This window comes from Ruegeria sp. CH6 (genome assembly GCF_056537005.1).
In genome coordinates this window covers 49,962-68,607 of record NZ_JBQFQS010000003.1, presented here as the reverse complement: position 1 = coordinate 68,607, position 18,646 = coordinate 49,962, and the positions used below count along the sequence as shown (strand labels likewise).

Annotated in this window: 21 protein-coding genes; 14 read left to right on the top strand and 7 right to left on the bottom strand. The window is 56.8% G+C overall.

Going from position 1 to position 18,646, the window contains the following annotated elements; translation table 11 throughout:
• The first annotated feature begins 323 nt into the window (after positions 1 to 323).
• The 8 genes from ACR0CW_RS08865 (at position 324) to ACR0CW_RS08830 (ending at position 5,760) form a co-directional block, all read left to right on the top strand.
• Positions 324 to 1,259 carry an aspartate carbamoyltransferase catalytic subunit gene (locus ACR0CW_RS08865; protein WP_170332487.1) on the top strand — a complete coding sequence of 312 codons (936 nt, stop codon included), beginning with the start codon at positions 324 to 326 and terminating at the stop codon, positions 1,257 to 1,259.
• Positions 1,256 to 1,774 (top strand): hypothetical protein, encoded by a 519-nt coding sequence (locus tag ACR0CW_RS08860; RefSeq protein ID WP_480787514.1) that lies wholly within the window; start codon positions 1,256 to 1,258, stop codon positions 1,772 to 1,774. The genes ACR0CW_RS08865 and ACR0CW_RS08860 overlap by 4 nt, the downstream gene beginning before the upstream one ends.
• Positions 1,759 to 2,148 (top strand): hypothetical protein, encoded by a 390-nt coding sequence (locus ACR0CW_RS08855; RefSeq protein ID WP_480787513.1) that lies wholly within the window; start codon positions 1,759 to 1,761, stop codon positions 2,146 to 2,148. The genes ACR0CW_RS08860 and ACR0CW_RS08855 overlap by 16 nt, the downstream gene beginning before the upstream one ends.
• Positions 2,145 to 3,425 carry a dihydroorotase gene (gene pyrC, locus ACR0CW_RS08850; protein WP_480787512.1) on the top strand — a complete coding sequence of 427 codons (1,281 nt, stop codon included), beginning with the start codon at positions 2,145 to 2,147 and terminating at the stop codon, positions 3,423 to 3,425. The genes ACR0CW_RS08855 and pyrC overlap by 4 nt, the downstream gene beginning before the upstream one ends.
• Positions 3,425 to 4,030, top strand: coding sequence for a glycerol-3-phosphate 1-O-acyltransferase PlsY (gene plsY / locus ACR0CW_RS08845; RefSeq protein ID WP_155142077.1), 606 nt, complete (start codon positions 3,425 to 3,427; stop codon positions 4,028 to 4,030). Before pyrC ends, plsY begins: the two co-directional genes overlap by 1 nt.
• Positions 4,027 to 4,299, top strand: coding sequence for a hypothetical protein (locus ACR0CW_RS08840; RefSeq protein ID WP_480787511.1), 273 nt, complete (start codon positions 4,027 to 4,029; stop codon positions 4,297 to 4,299). Before plsY ends, ACR0CW_RS08840 begins: the two co-directional genes overlap by 4 nt.
• Before the next feature lie 188 nt (positions 4,300 to 4,487).
• The gene (locus tag ACR0CW_RS08835) at positions 4,488 to 4,961 is read left to right on the top strand and encodes a YHS domain-containing (seleno)protein (RefSeq protein WP_155142079.1); all 474 of its coding nucleotides are present in this window, start codon (positions 4,488 to 4,490) and stop codon (positions 4,959 to 4,961) included.
• Between the two features lie 265 nt (positions 4,962 to 5,226).
• Entirely contained in the window at positions 5,227 to 5,760 is a 534-nt protein-coding gene (locus ACR0CW_RS08830) for an outer membrane protein (protein ID WP_480787510.1), read from the top strand.
• A gap of 53 nt (positions 5,761 to 5,813) precedes the next feature.
• On the opposite strand, the gene ACR0CW_RS08825 is transcribed toward ACR0CW_RS08830, so the two are convergent.
• Entirely contained in the window at positions 5,814 to 6,797 is a 984-nt protein-coding gene (locus tag ACR0CW_RS08825; protein ID WP_170332497.1) for a quinone oxidoreductase family protein, read from the bottom strand.
• A 192-nt stretch (positions 6,798 to 6,989) separates the two neighbouring features.
• Between ACR0CW_RS08825 and ACR0CW_RS08820 the strand changes: the two genes are divergently transcribed.
• On the top strand, positions 6,990 to 7,847 hold the full coding sequence (locus ACR0CW_RS08820) for a DUF2189 domain-containing protein (RefSeq protein WP_480787509.1): 858 nt from the start codon (positions 6,990 to 6,992) through the stop codon (positions 7,845 to 7,847).
• A 39-nt stretch (positions 7,848 to 7,886) separates the two neighbouring features.
• Here ACR0CW_RS08820 and ACR0CW_RS08815 read toward each other — a convergent pair whose 3' ends face one another.
• Positions 7,887 to 8,873 carry an NAD(P)H-quinone oxidoreductase gene (locus ACR0CW_RS08815; RefSeq protein ID WP_480787508.1) on the bottom strand — a complete coding sequence of 329 codons (987 nt, stop codon included), beginning with the start codon at positions 8,871 to 8,873 and terminating at the stop codon, positions 7,887 to 7,889.
• Between the two features lie 72 nt (positions 8,874 to 8,945).
• Positions 8,946 to 9,638, bottom strand: a complete 693-nt coding sequence (locus tag ACR0CW_RS08810; RefSeq protein ID WP_480741562.1) for a COQ9 family protein — start codon at positions 9,636 to 9,638, stop codon at positions 8,946 to 8,948.
• A gap of 112 nt (positions 9,639 to 9,750) precedes the next feature.
• Between ACR0CW_RS08810 and rpsU the strand changes: the two genes are divergently transcribed.
• Together rpsU and ACR0CW_RS08800 are read left to right on the top strand one after the other, a co-directional pair.
• Entirely contained in the window at positions 9,751 to 9,957 is a 207-nt protein-coding gene (rpsU, locus tag ACR0CW_RS08805) for a 30S ribosomal protein S21 (RefSeq protein WP_005614280.1), read from the top strand.
• Positions 9,958 to 10,251: 294 nt separating this feature from the next.
• Positions 10,252 to 11,433: a CAP domain-containing protein gene (locus ACR0CW_RS08800; protein WP_480787507.1), complete on the top strand. Its 1,182-nt coding sequence runs from the start codon at positions 10,252 to 10,254 to the stop codon at positions 11,431 to 11,433.
• Positions 11,434 to 11,492: 59 nt separating this feature from the next.
• On the opposite strand, the gene ppk2 is transcribed toward ACR0CW_RS08800, so the two are convergent.
• Positions 11,493 to 12,431 carry a polyphosphate kinase 2 gene (gene ppk2 / locus ACR0CW_RS08795; RefSeq protein ID WP_155142089.1) on the bottom strand — a complete coding sequence of 313 codons (939 nt, stop codon included), beginning with the start codon at positions 12,429 to 12,431 and terminating at the stop codon, positions 11,493 to 11,495.
• A gap of 137 nt (positions 12,432 to 12,568) precedes the next feature.
• Between ppk2 and ACR0CW_RS08790 the strand changes: the two genes are divergently transcribed.
• Complete coding sequence (locus ACR0CW_RS08790; RefSeq protein WP_480787506.1) at positions 12,569 to 13,453, top strand: CPBP family intramembrane glutamic endopeptidase; 885 nt, start codon at positions 12,569 to 12,571, stop codon at positions 13,451 to 13,453.
• 7 nt (positions 13,454 to 13,460) lie between these two features.
• On the opposite strand, the gene ACR0CW_RS08785 is transcribed toward ACR0CW_RS08790, so the two are convergent.
• Positions 13,461 to 13,919, bottom strand: coding sequence for an Lrp/AsnC family transcriptional regulator (locus tag ACR0CW_RS08785; RefSeq protein WP_155142093.1), 459 nt, complete (start codon positions 13,917 to 13,919; stop codon positions 13,461 to 13,463).
• A gap of 136 nt (positions 13,920 to 14,055) precedes the next feature.
• Between ACR0CW_RS08785 and ald the strand changes: the two genes are divergently transcribed.
• Complete coding sequence (gene ald, locus ACR0CW_RS08780; RefSeq protein ID WP_480787505.1) at positions 14,056 to 15,174, top strand: alanine dehydrogenase; 1,119 nt, start codon at positions 14,056 to 14,058, stop codon at positions 15,172 to 15,174.
• A gap of 107 nt (positions 15,175 to 15,281) precedes the next feature.
• Here the strand turns inward: ald and ACR0CW_RS08775 are convergent, their stop codons facing one another.
• Entirely contained in the window at positions 15,282 to 16,094 is an 813-nt protein-coding gene (locus ACR0CW_RS08775; RefSeq protein ID WP_155142097.1) for a mechanosensitive ion channel domain-containing protein, read from the bottom strand.
• A gap of 209 nt (positions 16,095 to 16,303) precedes the next feature.
• Here ACR0CW_RS08775 and ACR0CW_RS08770 point away from each other — a divergent pair, with 209 nt between their 5' ends.
• Positions 16,304 to 17,002, top strand: coding sequence for a glutathione S-transferase family protein (locus tag ACR0CW_RS08770; RefSeq protein ID WP_480787504.1), 699 nt, complete (start codon positions 16,304 to 16,306; stop codon positions 17,000 to 17,002).
• Here ACR0CW_RS08770 and ACR0CW_RS08765 read toward each other — a convergent pair.
• Positions 16,983 to 18,590: a GMC family oxidoreductase gene (locus ACR0CW_RS08765; protein WP_480787503.1), complete on the bottom strand. Its 1,608-nt coding sequence runs from the start codon at positions 18,588 to 18,590 to the stop codon at positions 16,983 to 16,985. The two genes, ACR0CW_RS08770 and ACR0CW_RS08765, sit on opposite strands and share 20 nt — an antisense overlap.
• Between the last annotated feature and the right edge of the window lie 56 nt (positions 18,591 to 18,646).

The following is an 18,646-nucleotide window of genomic DNA, read 5'->3' as shown; positions in this document are numbered from 1 at the left end:
CCTAAGCCGATCAATCAATGCGACGATGGGTTGGTCTGTGCACCGGGTTCCGTTTGTTTACCGGGGGGCGGATGCAGTCGCCCCGGCTGGTACTTGTGTGAAGAAACCGGTTCCCAATGCCGTCAGGGGTTCAAATGTTCTGCCGGTCGGGGATGTGTACCACTCAAGGCCATCGACTGCGGAAACGGCAAGTGGTGCAAACCCGGCGAGCAATGCCTGCCCGAAGGCGGTTGCGAGAAACTGCCCGAAGGAACGGAACCTTAGGTTGCCTCGGGCCGCGCAGCTTTCTATAAGCGGCCCGATTGTCAGACAGGAGCCCGCCAATGCGTTTCGCCCATCGTCACCTTCTTGGCATCGAGCATCTGTCGCAATCCGATATCACTGCCATTCTGGATCTGGCCGAGAAATATGTCGACCTGAACCGCCAGTCGACCAAGCATTCGGACGTTCTGGCAGGGCTGACCCAGATCAACATGTTCTTTGAAAACTCGACCCGGACACAGGCCAGCTTTGAACTTGCCGGCAAACGTCTGGGTGCGGATGTGATGAACATGGCGATGCAGGCCAGCTCGATAAAAAAGGGTGAGACCCTAATTGACACCGCGATGACGCTGAACGCGATGCATCCCGATCTGCTGGTGGTACGCCATCCACATTCTGGCGCGGTTGATCTGCTGGCACAGAAAGTGAACTGCGCCGTGCTGAACGCGGGCGACGGTCGGCACGAGCACCCGACCCAGGCCTTGTTGGACGCGCTGACCATCCGCCGTGCCAAGGGTCGCCTCCACCGCCTGAACATTGCAATCTGCGGGGACGTGGCCCACAGCCGCGTGGCCCGGTCGAACCTGATCCTACTGGGCAAGATGGAAAACCGCATTCGCCTGATCGGCCCTCCGACGCTGGTGCCCGCTCAGTTCTCGGAATTCGGCGCCGAAATCTACGACGACATGCGCGAAGGTCTGAAAGACGTCGACGTCGTGATGATGCTGCGCCTTCAGAAAGAACGAATGGATGGCGGCTTTATTCCATCCGAGCGGGAATACTATCACCGTTACGGTCTGGACGCCGCCAAACTTGCGCTGGCGAAACCGGATGCGATCGTGATGCACCCCGGTCCGATGAACCGCGGCGTCGAAATCGACGGTACGCTGGCCGATGACATCAACCGCTCGGTGATTCAGGAACAGGTCGAAATGGGCGTAGCTGTCCGCATGGCCGCGATGGAGTTACTTGCCCGCAACCTGAGCGAGGCCGCATGAACAAACTGATCGTCGCCCCACATGAACATGGTGTCCTGCGTCTGTTTTCGCTGAACATGCGGCCGGAAGAGGCGAAGTTCCTGCGTGAACCGGGCGCTGTTGATCAAGTGCTTGGTGTTCAGGGTCTTGATCCCAAGCAGATCGATGTCTTTCCCGTCTCCGATCTCGAAGAACTGGGCCTGTTTGGCTACCTGAACGAAGGGTGCGGCGTTTCAGAGGATCAACTGGATCGCAATGCACTGGATGCCGTCGAAGGTTGGGTTCTTGTCCTGCGCAGCGCTGCCTTTGCGGGAAAGGGCGTTACGCTGAAACCTGATCCCCGGGTTCGTCTTATCGGCCTTTACACCGAAGAGGCCACCAACTGGACAGGTGGACCGATTGAGACCGAAAGCGCGAAACCATTTTCAGCACCTCAAGACGCAGCGCAGGATGACAGGCCACGTCGCATTGGATCAGCTGCGCTGGCCCTTCTTATCCTTCTGATTATAGGAGGCGTTCTGTGGCTGATTCTGTGATCCGTTTCGCCCCTGACAAACAGGCCTATATTCGCACAAATGCATGGCTGGCTGCTTTTGCCATGGCTGGTGCGATGCTTGTTCTGTGGCTGATCGGAAACCCATATGTCTGGACCGGCGCGCCCGCTGGACTTGCCGCTATCGGTATACGTGCCTGGTATCTGGCCTCAGAAGAAATGACCGCCGCCTGGGAAATGACCGAAACAACTCTGACCGGCCCCGGGCCCCGCACAGTGCCGCTGAACCAGATCACCGCCGTCAACACGATGGGCAGTTTCGTCCAGATCGTCACCAAGGGCGGTGACAAGCATCTGATCAAGTACCAGGCCGACCCCGCTGCCACCAAAGCCGCCATCGAAAGGGCGTTGCCATGAGCAATATTATTTTCACCAATGCCCGCCTTATCGACCCCGAAACCGGAACAGATGGCACTGGCTGGCTGCACGTGACTGATGGGCAAATAGTGGCGCGTGGCGAAGGAAGTGCCCCTTCGACCGACGCTCAGGTCATCGACTGCAACGGAAAATGTCTGGCCCCTGGCATCGTCGATATCGGCGTCAAAGTTTGTGAGCCGGGTGAACGGCACAAGGAAAGCTATAAATCCGCAGGTCTTGCCGCTGCGGCCGGAGGCGTGACCACCATTGTCACCCGTCCCGATACCAGCCCGGCCATCGACACCCCAGAAACGCTGGAATTCATCACACGCCGGGCACAGGCTGACACACCCGTCAACATGCTGCCGATGGCCGCCCTGACTAAGGGACGTGAAGGGCGCGAAATGACCGAGATCGGATTCCTGCTGGATGCAGGTGCCGTTGCCTTTACCGATTGCGATCACGTCATCGCAGACACCAAGGTGTTTTCTCGCGCACTGACCTATGCCCGGTCTTGCGGCGCACTGGTTATCGCGCATCCGCAGGAGCCGGGGCTTAGCTCCGGCGCTGCAGCGACCAGCGGCAAGTTTGCCGCGCTGCGTGGGTTGCCCGCCGTTTCCCCCATGGCTGAACGCATGGGTCTTGATCGCGATATCGCTTTGCTAGAGATGACCGGCGCGGCTTATCACGCTGATCAGATCACCACCGCCCGCGCCCTGCCCGCCTTGGAACGGGCCAAACGCAACGGGCTGGACATCACCGCCGGAACCTCGATCCACCACCTGACACTGAATGAGCTGGACGTGGCCGACTATCGCACCTTCTTCAAGGTCAAGCCGCCGCTGCGATCTGAGGACGATCGGCAAGCCGTGATCGAAGCGGTGCGAACCGGCCTGATCGACACGATCAGTTCGATGCACACGCCGCAGGATGAAGAAAGCAAACGCCTGCCGTTTGAAGAGGCCGCCTCGGGTGCGGTCGCCCTCGAAACGCTGCTGCCTGCTGCGTTGCGCCTCTATCATGCAGGCCAGCTGGACCTTCCCACTCTGTTTCGCGCCATGACACTGAATCCCGCGAAACGGCTGGGTCTGGACTGTGGCCGGTTGTCCGAAGGGGCACCTGCTGATCTGGTTCTGTTTGACCCGGATGTACCCTTTGTGCTGGACCGCTTTACGCTCAAATCAAAATCGCAAAATACTCCGTTTGACGGCCAGCGCATGCAGGGTAAGGTCACCGCGACTTTTGTCGCTGGAAAAGAAGTTTACCGGAGATCCTAATGCCCTTTTTCGACAGTACCACGACCCAACTAATTCTTTGGGCCGCACTTGGGTATCTGATGGGTTCGATCCCGTTTGGCATGATCGTTGCTCGGGTGATGGGGCTGGGGAACCTGCGCAATATCGGGTCTGGCAATATCGGTGCCACCAATGTTCTGAGAACCGGGAACAAGGCCGCCGCTGCGCTGACTTTACTGTTTGACGCGGCCAAAGGGGCAGTGGTTGTTCTGCTGGCCCGCGTTCTGGCTGGTGAGGACGCCGCGCAAATCGCGGCGCTTGCCGCGTTTCTGGGCCATTGCTTCCCGGTTTGGCTGGGCTTCAAGGGTGGCAAAGGCGTCGCGACCTTTCTGGGTCTTTGGCTGGCACTGGACTGGCGAGTTGGGGTTGCCTGCTGCCTGACTTGGCTTGTGGCGGCTGCAATCTGGCGAATATCCTCGGTCGGCGCGCTGGCCGCAGCGGCGTTGTCGACAACCTGGATCATGGTACTGACCGACGGTTCGACCTTTATCCTCGGGATCATTCTCACCCTATTGGTCTACTGGCGCCACAGCACCAACATCGCCCGCATCAAGGCCGGTACCGAACCTAAAATCGGAAAGTCGTGAACGCATCTGATGCGTTCCTGAATGCGTTCTTCGCCCTGCCATCCGGTACGTTCACCGGACAGGCAGGAGCACGCAGATATGTCGTGACACGACAGGCCATGTCAGGCGGAAAATCCCACAAGCTGGTTGCACATGAACTGGGCGGGACCGACTACATCAGCCTGAATCTCTATCTCACACAGAACAGCGGTGCATTGCTGCGACCTTGCGAAATGTCCGCAGACAAGGTTTCAAACTTTGTATTGATGCTTGTTCCCGATCAGCCCTGACTCAGCATTTCTGAACACTTGTTATTCACCTCTGCACAATCACGATTGATTGCTTTGAACGTGATCACGGCGCTGCCCAATTGGGTTTTGTGACGGCCAATTACCGACCGCACAGGACAAAAAACTCAGGGTTGCCGCGCCATATTTTCAGATGGTTCAACGCAGCCCAATTCACGAAAGGTGAAGTTATGAACAAGATCAAATCCGTACTGGGTGGCGTTGCGCTGTCCGTAGCAATCGCAAGCTCGGCACTGGCCGCAGGCGTCGAAATCAATGCATCCTCAACCGGCCTAGCCATGCAGGGTTATGACCCGGTCGCCTATTTCACCGAAGGCGAAGCAACCAAGGGCAGCTACAAGATCACCACGCTGCATGACGACGCGATGTACCGCTTTGCCTCCGAAGAGAACAAAGCCGCTTTCGAAGCCAACCCTGCGGCCTACCTGCCCGCATATGGTGGCTACTGCGCATTCGGTGCCGCAATGGGCTTCAAGTTTGATGGTGACCCGAACCACTGGAAAATCGTCGATAACAAGCTGTACCTGAACCTGTCGCAGGACATTCAGGAACGCTGGGAAGGCGACATCCCGGGCTTCATCGAAAAAGCAAGCGCCAACTGGACAGACATTGCCGACAAGGACCCGGCAGAACTGCAGCAATAATCCGCTGATAAAAAACTGCATTTCGGCGGCGGATGTATCCGCCGCCGTTCTTCATTTGGATACTGAATTTCCCGAACCTATCTGCTGATCATAAACGCCCGGAAACACGGGTGCGCGCACTTCAACACGGCAAATGCGCAAATAATCGGGTTGGAATAGGTGAAACATCGGTGATCCGGCCTCAGGGCCGGGACGTAATGATCAGTACAGGTTCGTGATTGGCGATGCCCTCACGAGCTCAATTTCCGAATGGAAGGATAAAAAGATGACAGGAAAATTGGCAATCGTCACCACTGTCGCGACTTTGGCGGCAGGAACGGCCATGGCTCAATCCTCAGGTGATTTCACCGGGTTTTATGGTGGTGCTCAGTTTGGTTATGCCGACATTGACACCAGCCTTTCAGGCGTCGACGGTGACGGCGCCATCGGTGGTATCATCCTCGGTTATGACTACGACATGGGTGACTGGGTCTTCGGTGGCGGCTTTGACTATGACTGGAGCGACGTAGACCTGTCTGGCGCAGCCAAGGTAGAAGACGTGTGGCGCCTGAAGGTGCGCGCCGGTTACAAGGTCAACCCACAGGGGCTGCTCTATGGAACCACCGGCTATGCCGAAGCAAGCACCAACACGCTGGGAAGCGATGACGGCTGGTTCATCGGTGCAGGTTACGAACAGATCGTGGCACCGAATGTCAGCATCGGTGGTGAAGTGCTCTACCACCAGTTCGACAACTTCAATTCACGCGGCATCGATGTCGATGCAACGACGATTCAGGTCCGGGCAGCGTACCGCTTCTGAATCCATTCACTTGAATGCAGAGACCCGGCTAACAAAGCCGGGTCTTTTTTTGTTCAAAGCTCCAGGATCGTGCTGCCGGTAGTCTGCCGCGCCTCAAGCGCGCGATGCGCGTCAGCGACCTGATCCAGCGGAAACCGCTGATCGATGTGAATTTTAACTTCACCACCCTCGACCTTGCCGAACAGACGGCGTGCCATTGCCTGACAAACCGCATGATCCGAGATATGCGTGAACAAGGTTGGTCGGGTGATTTTGAGAGATCCCTTCTGCCCCAGTATGCCGATATTGAACGGCGGAACCGGGCCGGATGCGTTGCCGAAAGAAATCATCATTCCCAGTGGTTTGAGCGAATCCAGCGATCCTTCGAACGTATCCGCACCAACTGAATCCATAACGGCGTCTACGCCTTTGCCATTGGTGATTTCAGCCACCCGTTCAGCAAAGTTCTCGGTCCGGTAGTTGATGCAATGTGCGGCCCCATTGAACTGCGCCAACCGGCATTTGTCATCCGTTCCGGCGGTTCCGATCAGAGTGATCCCTTCGGACTTGGCCCACTGACACGCGATCAGCCCCACCCCCCCGGCAGCCGCGTGAAACAGGACGGTATCGCCTCGTTTCAACGGCGTGGTGCGGTGAAAGAGATATTCAACAGTCATCCCTTTGAGCATCATGGCGGCCGCCGCATCGAACGAGATGCCTTCGGGCAAAGGACAGACCTGAGATGCAGGCATCACCCGGGCTTCGCAATATGCCCCGGACGGGGTGGCAGCATAGGCGGCACGCTGGCCGGGTTCCAGATGAGTTACGCCTTCGCCAACTTCTTCAATTATACCAGCGGCTTCCATGCCCAATGCATGCGGCAGTTCCAGCGGATAAAGGCCCGTTCGCTGATACACATCGATAAAGTTCAGACCGCAGGCATGATGACGAATGCGCACTTCGCCAGGTCCCGGACTGCCCAGTTGCCTGTCTTCAATCTTCAGAACCTCGGGTCCGCCGGTTTCGTGAATGACTACGGTTCGTGCCGTTTGCTGCATGCTGACCTCCTGTTGCCTGCTGCAAGGCTAGCACGCCTGCACATCAGAGCAATCCGTGTGATCGCGAGGCAGTGATCCGGTTTCGGCAAAAATATGCTATACTGGGTCAAGGCGTTGCCGGCTGATCCGGCCACGGGCAACCTTATGCCGGATACATTCCGCGGCGCGAACCCGCCAAGGAAGGGGATGAAGATGGCAAAAACAATCGGTAACCCGATCAGTTGGGCCGCCCAAAATCTTGGAGCGACCAGCGATCATATTGCGGAAAGCGTAACCCGGATCGGCAGTTCGGACACCCGGCATCTGCCAACCGTGCAAACTCTGACATTACAGGATCTGCGCGACAGCCTGAGGGCGGGATATCATGATTTCCTCGAAACACGCGCAGACGCGATCTTTGTGGTGTTGATCTACCCCATCGCGGGATTGCTCATGTTCGGGATCGGGCTGAACATGAATATGGTGCCTTTGCTGGCCCCGCTGATTGCAGGTTTCGCCCTGATCGGCCCGGTGGCAGCGGTTGGATTGTATGAAATCAGCCGCAAACGCGAACAAGGGGGGGCCGTGCACTGGCTGGATGCCTTTGGCGTTTTCCGATCACCTTCTTTCGGAGCCATTCTGGCGCTTGGATTTTATCTGGTCATGCTGCTGCTGGTTTGGCTCATGGTGGCGCAAGCTGTCTATGTGCTGACGCTTGGTCCCGAACCACCAACATCCATCAGCACTTTTGCCGCCGAAGTTTTCACCACAGGCGCAGGTTGGAGCATGATCATTTTCGGCACAGCAATCGGGTTCCTGTTCGCGCTGGTCGCATTAGCCGTTAGCGTCGTCAGCTTTCCACTGCTGCTGGACAAAAAAGTGGGACTGCCGGTGGCGGTGGTTACATCAGTCCGCGTGCTGCGGCACAATCCAGGCGTCATCCTGACCTGGGGCTTCATCGTCGCCGCATTGTTGGTGATCGGTGCCATACCGATGTTATTAGGCTTGATCGTCGTCATGCCCGTTTTGGGCCACGCAACATGGCACTTATACCGCAGGGCTGTGTCCTGACCGAAAGGTTACGCGCGGGGCGGGCCCGCGCGTTGAAATTCAGTCAGCCACTTTCAAGACGATCTTGCCGATATGGCCCGAGCTTTCCATGCGTGCATGGGCGGCTGCCGCGTCTGCCAGATCAAATTCGCTGTCCATGACCGGTGCAACTTTTCCAGCCTCCAGCAGTGGCCAAACAGCCTCGCGCAAATCCTGAGCGATCTTTGCCTTTGCCAGATCGCTTTGCGGGCGCAGTGTGCTGCCGGTCAGAGTCAATCGTTTCACCATCATCAGCGCAAAGTTCAACTCGACGATGGGGCCTTGCAGAAAGGCAATCTGAACAAGTCGCCCATCCTCGGCCAGGGCCTTAACGTTGCGCGGGATGTAGTCGCCGCCAACCATGTCCAGAATCAGGTTTGCACCTCCCTCGGCGCGCATGGCCGCGACGAAATCCTCATCCCGGTAGTTGATCGCTTTCTCGGCCCCAAGATTGACACAGGCTTCGCATTTCTCGGCCGATCCGGCCGTGGCAAACACCCGAGCACCAAAGGCGTTGGCCAATTGAATGGCTGTCGTGCCGATTCCGCTGGAGCCACCATGGACCAGAAAACGCTCTCCTGCCTTCAAACCACCACGCGTGAAGACATTGGACCAGACTGTAAAGAATGTCTCAGGCAGGCAGGCCGCTTCCTTCAGACCCATGCCTGTGGGGACTGGCAGACAATGCGCGGCAGGTGTTGCAACATATTCAGCGTATCCGCCACCAGGCAGCAACGCACAGACCTGATCGCCAACAGCAATCCCTTCGACCCCTGTGCCTATGGCCGCGATTTCGCCCGAAGCTTCAAGCCCTGGCAAATCGCTGGCACCCGGAGGCGGATCATATGCCCCGGCCCGTTGCAATGCGTCCGGACGGTTCACACCGGCATAGGCGACCTTGATGATCACCTGACCTTCGCCCGGTTCCGGCATCGGACGCTCGGTCAGCTGCAGAACATTGGGGCCGCCCGGCGAAGTGATTTCAACGGCGCGCATCATCTGAGTCATGGGCAATTCTCCTTTGCCCCTTGCCTAGCAGCCAGACATGCAGACGCCTAGCGACAAGTTGCAGTCCCACTGTTATTTCCGGAACGATACCGAACCCGGTAGATCGGTGCGCATTTTGACAGGTGCCTTCACCTGGCCTGCCAGCCAGTTTGGGACGGCGAGGAACGGCTTGAACAACGGGTTCTCATTCACCTGCGCCTTGAGCTTTTCGAACTGCATCACACCCTCGATGCGACGATCCAGAAACTCCCATGTGGCCTGATAGCCGGGCGTCTCGTCCCCCAGCCAGAACAACAACGTCGAGGAATAGACCCCCGACAAGGTGGCCCGTTTGGTGTACCAGTTCACGTCATCTGATGTATCGCCCAACGCGTCCCAGATAAGATCACATGTGCCCCAGATCGCCTTGGCGCCATCGGCGGCATAAACAGGCAGTGCAAAAAGCGTCACACCACGGCGCACCGCCTCTTTGTCCTCAACCGCCTGCAGGCGGAACCGGACCGCAGCCGCGATTTTCTCGCGAAACTTCAGGCCGCTCAGGTCTTCGGTCTTCAGCCGTTCCAGCATGGCCGCGTCGCCACGCGCGTGAAACGCCAGCGCCAGATCAACCGCCCCGCGCGGACAGATGGCGCGCGCCAGCCCATCGTCGATATCACTGTCTTCTATCGCCGCGCGAAAGCTTGTCTCAGACCAGCCATCAAAGGGGACGTGGTCAAGAATTGCGTTCAACAGCTGCTCTTTTGCGTCTTCGTAGGTCACGGTCATGGCGGTTCTCCGGTGTTCGGGCCCAGTACTAGACAAGTTAGGTGCGCTTTGCTATATGGCCAACTCCTGCAATTTCCTTGCAACTCGAATCTAGAAAGGTGGTGACAACCACATGCAGGTTAGTGTTCGCGACAACAATGTCGATCAGGCGCTTCGTGCCCTGAAGAAAAAGCTGCAGCGCGAAGGCGTGTTCCGTGAAATGAAGCTCAAGCAACATTTCGAGAAGCCGTCCGAGAAAAAAGCGCGCGAGAAAGCTGAAGCGATCCGCCGTGCCCGTAAACTGGCACGCAAGAAAGCCCAGCGCGAAGGTCTGCTCTAAGACTTTCCTCGTCCAGCTTTGGATGACACTATTTGACGACCCCCGAGGCATCGCCCGGGGGTTTGTCGTTTCCGGGGTCGGATACATTTCGCCGACTCGGCTCGTGCGCCAAGCGACAACCAGCCATTTGCCCCTCAGCAACATTTTGCCCGGCATCTTACAGCGCAGCGAATCTCGCGCTGGTAGCACCGCCTCGCCAAAACTCGCCTTCTGGAAATCCCTGTCTATGAACCCGGCACCGGGCCTTTGTAACTGGCGGCGTCTGCAAAGACACAACACCAAACGGAGGCAAAAATGTCGACTGCAAGTAGTATCGAACGAGAAATGCTGGCGCTGATCAATCAGGAGCGCACATCCCGCGGACTGGAGCCGCTGCAACTGGAAACACGCCTGAATGAATCATCTGAGGATCACAGCGAATGGATGCTGGCCACGGACACGTTCAGCCACACTGGTTCGGGTGGTTCCACCGCAACCCAGCGGATGGAAATGGCTGGCTTCGATTTTTCAGGCAGCTGGAGATCGGGCGAGAACATCGCGTGGCAATCCGAGCGTGGTGCACCCGGCATCAGTGATGATGTCCAACAGCTTCACCAAAACCTGATGAACAGCCCCGGTCACCGGGCCAATATCCTGAACCCGGATTTCAAATACATCGGTATCGGCGTTGAAACCGGCGACATGCAAGGGTTTGACGCTGTAATGGTTACCCAGAACTTTGCCACAACCGATGCAGCGGTCATGCTGGACAATGGTGGCACCACCCCACCTGCCCCTACACCGCCAGTTGAAGAAACCCCGCAGCCAGAAGAACCGGTGGCCGAAGTACCTCAGCCCGAAGAACCCGTAACCGAAACGCCGGATACTGATGTCACTGAGACCGAAGAGCCGGAAACCGAAACTCCGGGAACCGACGTGACTGAAACCGAGGAACCGGAAGTCGAAACGCCGGATACCGACGTAACCGAAACTGAGGAACCGGAAGCCGAAACGCCGGATACCGACGTTACTGAAACTGAGGAACCGGAAGCTGAAACGCCGGACACCGACGTAACCGAAACTGAGGAACCGGAAGCTGAAACACCGGATACCGATGTGACCGAAACTGAGGAACCTGAAACCGAAACCCCGGGAACAGACGTCACGGAAACCGAAGAGCCGGAGACCGAAACGCCGGTGACTGAGACACCCGAGCCAGAACAGCCCGAATATGCATGCTTTGATGTTCAGGCCTTCCTTGCCGAGATCGAAGCATTCGTCCAATCCCTGAGAGCTCAACTGGACCAATTCGACTGGAACGAAACCGAGCTGGCGGATTCAGAGCCCGAAACGGACGATTTCGAACTGGTCATGGCTGGTGAGAACAATCCTGCGTCCGAGTTGGAGACCACAAATTCGGATGTGGCAGAAGACGCCTGCGGGGACGTCTTTGTGTTCAACTACTATGATGTTGATTTCATGATGGACGCCGCCTAACGGCTGTCCGGTGCGGGGCAGGAATTTCCCGGCCTCGCACCATTCCTTCTTTCGAGCCGTCAGTAAACCTTGGGAACATAGAGTTCATCAGGAAGTATGCGGCGCTCGTACTCGGGATTGTAACGACGATCCGGGAGCGTGACCTTTTCCTGCGGTACGTCGTCATACGGAATTCTGGTCAGCAGGTGCTCGATACAGTTCAGGCGTTCGCGCTTCTTGTCATTGCCCTCAACGATGTACCACGGTGCTTCTGGAATGTTGGTGCGGAAGAACATGTCTTCTTTGGCCTTGGTGTAGGATTCCCAGCGGATACGGGATTCCAGATCCATGGGGGAGAGTTTCCACTGTTTCATCGGATCATGAATACGCATGAGGAATCGCAACTGCTGTTCTTCATCCGTGATCGAAAACCAGTATTTCAGCAGAATGATGCCCGAACGGACGAGCATACGTTCGAATTCAGGAACGTCCTGAAAAAACTGCTCGACCTGATCTTCGGTTGCAAAGCCCATAACGCGTTCGACACCCGCCCGGTTGTACCATGACCGGTCGAACAGCACGATTTCTCCGGCGGCAGGCAAATGCGGAACATAGCGCTGGAAATACCACTGGCTTTGCTCGCGGCGGCTGGGTGCGGGCAACGCGACTACGCGCGCAACCCTCGGGTTCAGGCGTTGCGTGATCCGCTTGATCACACCCCCTTTGCCCGCGCTGTCACGGCCTTCGAATAAAATACATACCTTGGCACCGGTGTGCTGAACCCAATCCTGAACCTTGATCAGTTCAGCCTGCAGACGCAGCAGATTGCGGAAATACACCTTGCGGTTCAGCATTTCGGGATGCTGGTCGCGATAGATCTTGCGGACTTCCATCGAGAGCATCGGCTCGCTGAACTCGATCTCAAAATCTTCGTCCAGCGTATCTTCCAGCTCAGCTTCCAGCCAGTCTTTGGGCTCGTAGTTGTTTTCGTAAGCCAAGGTCTGCTCCTTATCTTTCATCGGGTTCGGACCGTAACGGGCGTGTGTAAACAGCGGATGTCATAAAAACGGTCATGCGCGTTCCGAGACATGAATGTGAACCTGTCGGGGTCGGGATACAAGCGTCTGGATTGACGCAATGACAAGCAGTTGACGTCATGCGCAAATCTGAGTCCAAGTTGGTCCACAACCCGGAGGTACCTTTGGCGCTCTTTCTTGCTCTTCTCCCAACGATCTGGCCCTGGCTCATTCTGGTGCTTGGTCAGATTTTCGCACTGTCTGGCTGGCGTCTTCTGAGTTTGGTGATGCTGCTGCTGTTTGGCTTTGTGACTACTACGTTAGGTCTGATCACACTTCCGGGTTTGCTGATTGCCACCCTTGGATTGATAGGAGCCTCCTATTTGCCCCGCCTGAAGGGTTTGGCAGCTTTACTCGGACATCTTGCGCTGATCGTCTGGAGCCTCGCTCTGGGCGCTCACCTGATGCCGGGTTTCAATAATCTTCTGGTTCTGGATCAGGTGAATGCCGGACCGGACAGTGGGCCATTTACGATGTACCTGAACCTGGACAAACCCATCGTGTTATTTGCTGTCCTGTTGGCCTGCCCCATGATCATCAATGGGGCGATACCCACCCGCCGGGTGCCAATGATTGTCGGTATGTTACTCCTTCCGGCGCTGTTCCTTTTGGGTGCCACGTCAGGGGCAGTCCGGCCTGAACTCGGTCTGCCTGCCTGGTGGATGATCTTTGCCTTCTCAAATCTGTTTCTGACCTGCCTGACAGAAGAGGCCTTCTTTCGCGGTTATCTGCAGTCCGTTTTGACAACAAAAACCGGTCCTGCCATCGGGATCACCCTTGCGAGCATCCTGTTCGGGTTGGTTCATTTCGGTGGTGGGCCAGCGCTGGTTTTCTTTGCCTCAATCCTAGGGCTCGCCTGTGGTTTGGGCTATTATGCGACCGGCAGACTGTGGGTACCGACGCTGATGCATTTCGGGTTCAACTTTGCACATCTGGCCCTGTTCACATATCCCGGTCCGGCCTGAGGATAACCTAGACGGGCAATGCGGTCGTTTTGAACACCGTGCGCAGGGCAAAAGAACTTTGCATCTGTGCTACGCCCGGTAAGCGCGACAGATACTGACGGTGAATGCGCGCAAAATCCTCGGTGTTTTCGGCAACGACCTTGAGGATGTAGTCAGCCGTCCCTGCCATAAGATGGCATTCCAGAACGTCGGGAATGCGCCGAACCGCCTTTTCAAAAGCCTCAAGCAACTCTTCAGCCTGCCCTTGCAACGTAATCTCAACGAAAACGGTCGTCGGTACGCCCATTTTGCGCGCATCAAGCAGCGCAACGTAGTCGCGGATAAAACCCTCAGCCTCCAGACGTTGAACGCGACGATGACACGCCGAAGGTGACAGATTCACCTGCTCGGACAGTTCCGAGTTCGACATTCTGCCTTTGCGCTGCAGTGCAGCTAAGATCTTTTTGTCGGTTGTATCAAGGCTCATTCACGCACATCCGTCGCAAGAAACTGGTATTTCTTCGAATATTCTCCCATACCTTTACTTGTCAATGCATCGAGTTTCACAAAAATTGCACCCGAATTTGCACATAATTTAAGCAGTTTATGAACGGAGAGCCCTAATGAAAATCGGTTGCCCCAAGGAAATCAAACCCCAGGAATTCCGCGTCGGCATGACCCCGAACGCCGCTCAGGAAGCGGTTGCCCGAGGACATGAAGTAATCATCGAAACCGGAGCCGGCATGGGTTCGGGCTTTGACAATGACGCCTATATCGCTGCCGGTGCCCGCATCGTTGACACTGCGGCAGAGGTCTTTGCCACAGCCGACATGATCGTGAAGGTCAAGGAACCGCAGGCCGGTGAGCGCAAGATGCTGCGCGAAGGTCAGCTGCTGTTCACCTACCTGCACCTGGCACCGGATCCGGATCAAACGCACGATCTGTTGGAATCTGGCTGTACTGCCATCGCTTATGAAACCGTGACGGACGCGAATGGCGGCCTGCCCCTGCTGGCCCCGATGTCCGAGGTTGCGGGGCGTCTGGCACCTCAGGTCGGATCGTGGACTTTGCAGAAAGCCAATGGCGGTCGCGGTGTTCTGATGGGCGGCGTTCCCGGTGTCAGCCCGGCCAAGGTGGTTGTGATCGGTGGCGGCGTCGTGGGTACTCATGCCGCGCAGGTTGCTGCCGGAATGGGCGCAGATGTCACTGTTCTGGACCGCTCGCTGCCGCGTCTTCGCTATCTGGATGATGTATTCGGTGGCCGGTTCAAGAACCAGTACTCGACTGCTGGTGCCACCGCAGAGCTGATTCAGGAAGCCGACATGGTGATCGGCGCTGTTCTGATCCCGGGTGCAGCGGCGCCCAAGTTGGTCACCCGCGCACAGCTTTCAACCATGAAGCCCGGCGCAGTTCTGGTAGACGTCGCCATCGACCAGGGCGGCTGTTTTGAAACGTCCAAAGCGACCACCCATGCGGATCCGATCTATGAGGTGGATGGCATCATGCACTACTGCGTCGCCAACATGCCGGGCGCAGTTGCACGGACATCCACCATCGCGCTGGGTAACGCGACGATGCCGTTCATGCTGGCGCTGGCCGATAAGGGCTGGAAGCAGGCATGTCAGGATGATCCGCATCTTTTGGCCGGCCTCAATGTACACGCAGGTCAGCTGACCTATTATGCCGTCGGCAAGGCGTTGGGCATCGACGTCGTATCACCCAATGTCGTGATCAAAAACTGATCGTGGCGACCGATTGATTGTCTAAAGAAACAGCGCCGCGCAATTGCGCGGCGCTTTGCCCAACGGGAAGTGGGCATTTGTAATGCCCAATTGACGGGCGGGAGGGCTCAGCCCTTTTTCTGGATTTCCACCGAATGCGGATAAGGAATCGAAACACCTTTGGCATCAAAGGCTTCTTTCACCGCTTTGGTCGTCTCAAATTTGACGTCCCAAAAATCCGGCGCGTTACACCACAGACGTGCAGTCAGATCGACAGAACTGTCCCCCAGGTTGGTCACCCGCACCCATGGTTCCGGATCGCTCAGGATGCGGCTATCGGCTTTGGCGACATCAAGAATGATGTTCATCGCTTCATCGGCATTGTCACCGTAGTCGATCCCAAACACCAGATCGACGCGGCGCGTATCATGTGCGGAGAAGTTTGTGATGATCGATCCCCAGGCCTGACCATTGGGAACAATGATCTGCACGTTGTCCGGAGTCACAAGCTCGGTCGTGAACAGGTTCAGATCCTTGACGGTGCCCGAGGTACCCCCGATGTCAACATATTGGCCCAGCTTGTAGGGCCGGAACACGACCAGCATAACACCCGCAGCCAGATCGCTGAGTGTGCCCTGCAGCGCCAGACCGATGGCAAGCGAAGCTGCACCAAGAATAGCGACGATACTGGTGGCCTGAATTCCGAAGATCCCCAGAACGGCGACCAGCACTATGGCAAGGATCACCCACTTCACCATGCTCGCGGCGAAATTCCCCAATGTGGGGTCAATCTGCGGAGTTTTGTTTATACGACGCCGTACCATTCCAGCAATCGCTCCGGCCACAATCCAACCCAGGATTATGACGATCAGCGCTTTGACCGCATTCATGATCAGCGGGGCAAACGCGCCCATCTGTGTTACGACCTCGTCCACGCGCATCTCCTTTCAAGTAACAACAAACCCGCGTCTTTTGCGCGGGATCATGCAAATACTGTGCGAAAATAGCATTTTGGTCTAGGTGCGAGTTGTTCCGGTTTTCCCCGTTGTTCCTCAACACACATCCGCTGACCAACCACGCACATGACAGATACTGGCAAGATCGCGATCCCATGCCTAGCTTCTGAGAGCAGCCCGAAAAGGAGCGTCTCATGCTGGATACCACATCACATCCCATTACCGGCCGCTGGCCCGCCAAGCACCCGGACAGGATTCAACTCTATTCATTTCCAACTCCGAACGGGGTCAAAGCCTCGATCATGCTGGAAGAAACCGGCCTGCCCTATGAACCTCATCTGGTCACTCTTTCGGATTCGGACGTTAAAAGCCCCGAGTTCCTGTCGCTGAACCCGAACAATAAAATCCCGGCCATCATTGACCCTCATGGCCCGGACGGAGAACCGCTTAGCCTTTTCGAAAGTGGTGCGATCCTAATTTATCTTGCGGAAAAAAGCGGCAAGTTTCTGGGACAGACCAAAGCTGACAAGTACCGCGTGATTCAATGGGTCATGTTCCAGATGGGCGGCGTCGGACCGATGTTCGGTCAATTGGGCTATTTCCACAAATTCGCAGGCAGCGAGATTGAAGACCCCCGCCCTCGCGAGCGTTACGTGAACGAGGCAAAACGACTGCTGAATGTTCTGAACCAGCAGCTTGAAGGTCTGGACTGGATTGCCGGTGAGTATTCGATTGCCGATATCGCCATCGCGCCATGGCTGCGCGGGCTCGAATTCTACGGCGCACACGACCTTGTCGGCTGGGAAGACCATTCCAACGTTGTGGCCTATCTTGACCGTTTCCTGGAACGGCCAGCGGTGCAAAAAGGTCTGGTCACACCTGCGCGGGACTGATTGCGTCAGCGATTTTTTCAGCAATCATGATAGTGGGCGCATTGGTGTTACCACCGATCAAGGTCGGCATAACTGATGCGTCCACCACTCGCAGCCCATCAACCCCATGTACCCGGCCTTCAAGATCAACGACGGCCATGTCATCGACACCCATCTTGCAGGTTCCCACGGGGTGATAAATCGTGTCCGCCCGGTTGCGAATATCTGCCTCAAGCGCCTGATCGCTGCCGTCATGCGCATATAACCGTTTGGCGCGCCACGGCTCCAGCGGCGACGCCTCAAGGATCGATTCCATGATCCGCGCACCCCGTTTCAACAGATCCAGATCGCGATCGTCGCTGAGGTACGCCGGATCGATACGCGGTGGTGCGCTAGCGCGATCTGCAGTCAACCCGACACTGCCCCGGCTGTACGGACGCAGAACACAGACATGGCAAGAAAACCCGTGGTGAAGGTGAATCTTGCGCATGTGATCGTCAACAATCCCAACGACAAAGTGCAGCTGAAGATCCGGCCTGGGAACCGACGGGTCGGACTTGAAGAACGCACCACCTTCGGCAAATGGAGTTGCGAACAGGCCCTCTCCGCTACGGCGCCAGTCTAAGCCCGCTTTGGCCAGGTTCCATAATCCACCCGGTGTCAGGCCGATCACATCCTTACGTTTTGATCGATAACTCAGGACATAGTCCAGATGGTCCTGAAGATTCTGACCAACGCCCGGCAAATCATGCAGAACCGGAATACCATGCTGGGCCAATTCGGATTCAGGCCCGATCCCCGACAGCATCAGCAGTTGTGGGGAACCAAATGCGCCCCCGGAAACGATGACTTCCTGACGGGCACGGATTTCGACGATCTTCTTTTTGTGGCGCACCTTTACGCCAGTCGCCCGCTTCTGATCAAAGAGGATTTTCTGGGCCTCAGCACCGGTCAGGATCATCAGGTTCTGCCGAAGTTTCACATCGCGCAGATAAGCAGCAGCGGCTGAACATCGTTCGCCCTTGTGCGACCCGTCGTGAAACTGTGTCACCTGATACAGGCCTGCCCCTTCTTGCTCTGGCCCGTTGAAATCATCCGTTTCGCGGATTTGCTGCTGGCCACAGGCTTCAACAAAGGCATGAGAGATGGCGCGAGGCTCGGATTGATCGGCAACCTGCAGGGGACCATCTGCCCCATGCAGGTCATCGGCACCACGCGCATTGCCCTCTGACCTTCGGAAATAGGGCAACACGCTTTGCCAATCCCACCCCTCGCAACCAAGATCGGCCCATTCGTCGTAGTCGCTGGGATGGCCACGCACATAGAGCATCGCGTTGATTGCCGATGATCCGCCTAGCGCCTTGCCCCGTGGCTGAAATCCTTTGCGCCCGTTCAATTGCGGTTGTGGCACCGTGTGAAAGGCCCAATTGTTCAGCTTGGGCCGCCCCGAGATCATCGCCGCAACAAGGGCCGGAGCCCGGATCAAAAGATCCTCTCCGGCTCCGCCAGCTTCGATCAGGCAAACGCTTGTATCCGGGTGTTCACTAAGACGGGCCGCCATGACACAGCCTGCAGAACCACCACCTACAATGACATAGTCGAATTCCATGGCCGCCTCTCCCGCTGCTGACTGAAACAACGGTAGAAAGCACGCAGAAATCCGGC

Bases quoted from the DNA above. Each gene is read 5' to 3' on its own strand.
- ACR0CW_RS08865 (WP_170332487.1), top strand. From the start codon at position 324: ATGCGTTTCGCCCATCGTCACCTTCTTGGCATCGAGCATCTGTCGCAA.
- ACR0CW_RS08860 (WP_480787514.1), top strand. From the start codon at position 1,256: ATGAACAAACTGATCGTCGCCCCACATGAACATGGTGTCCTGCGTCTG.
- pyrC (WP_480787512.1), top strand. From the start codon at position 2,145: ATGAGCAATATTATTTTCACCAATGCCCGCCTTATCGACCCCGAAACC.
- plsY (WP_155142077.1), top strand. From the start codon at position 3,425: ATGCCCTTTTTCGACAGTACCACGACCCAACTAATTCTTTGGGCCGCA.
- ACR0CW_RS08835 (WP_155142079.1), top strand. From the start codon at position 4,488: ATGAACAAGATCAAATCCGTACTGGGTGGCGTTGCGCTGTCCGTAGCA.
- ACR0CW_RS08830 (WP_480787510.1), top strand. From the start codon at position 5,227: ATGACAGGAAAATTGGCAATCGTCACCACTGTCGCGACTTTGGCGGCA.
- ACR0CW_RS08825 (WP_170332497.1), bottom strand. From the start codon at position 6,797: ATGCAGCAAACGGCACGAACCGTAGTCATTCACGAAACCGGCGGACCC.
- ACR0CW_RS08820 (WP_480787509.1), top strand. From the start codon at position 6,990: ATGGCAAAAACAATCGGTAACCCGATCAGTTGGGCCGCCCAAAATCTT.
- ACR0CW_RS08815 (WP_480787508.1), bottom strand. From the start codon at position 8,873: ATGACTCAGATGATGCGCGCCGTTGAAATCACTTCGCCGGGCGGCCCC.
- ACR0CW_RS08810 (WP_480741562.1), bottom strand. From the start codon at position 9,638: ATGACCGTGACCTACGAAGACGCAAAAGAGCAGCTGTTGAACGCAATT.
- rpsU (WP_005614280.1), top strand. From the start codon at position 9,751: ATGCAGGTTAGTGTTCGCGACAACAATGTCGATCAGGCGCTTCGTGCC.
- ACR0CW_RS08800 (WP_480787507.1), top strand. From the start codon at position 10,252: ATGTCGACTGCAAGTAGTATCGAACGAGAAATGCTGGCGCTGATCAAT.
- ppk2 (WP_155142089.1), bottom strand. From the start codon at position 12,431: ATGAAAGATAAGGAGCAGACCTTGGCTTACGAAAACAACTACGAGCCC.
- ACR0CW_RS08790 (WP_480787506.1), top strand. From the start codon at position 12,569: ATGCGCAAATCTGAGTCCAAGTTGGTCCACAACCCGGAGGTACCTTTG.
- ACR0CW_RS08785 (WP_155142093.1), bottom strand. From the start codon at position 13,919: ATGAGCCTTGATACAACCGACAAAAAGATCTTAGCTGCACTGCAGCGC.
- ald (WP_480787505.1), top strand. From the start codon at position 14,056: ATGAAAATCGGTTGCCCCAAGGAAATCAAACCCCAGGAATTCCGCGTC.
- ACR0CW_RS08775 (WP_155142097.1), bottom strand. From the start codon at position 16,094: ATGCGCGTGGACGAGGTCGTAACACAGATGGGCGCGTTTGCCCCGCTG.
- ACR0CW_RS08770 (WP_480787504.1), top strand. From the start codon at position 16,304: ATGCTGGATACCACATCACATCCCATTACCGGCCGCTGGCCCGCCAAG.
- ACR0CW_RS08765 (WP_480787503.1), bottom strand. From the start codon at position 18,590: ATGGAATTCGACTATGTCATTGTAGGTGGTGGTTCTGCAGGCTGTGTC.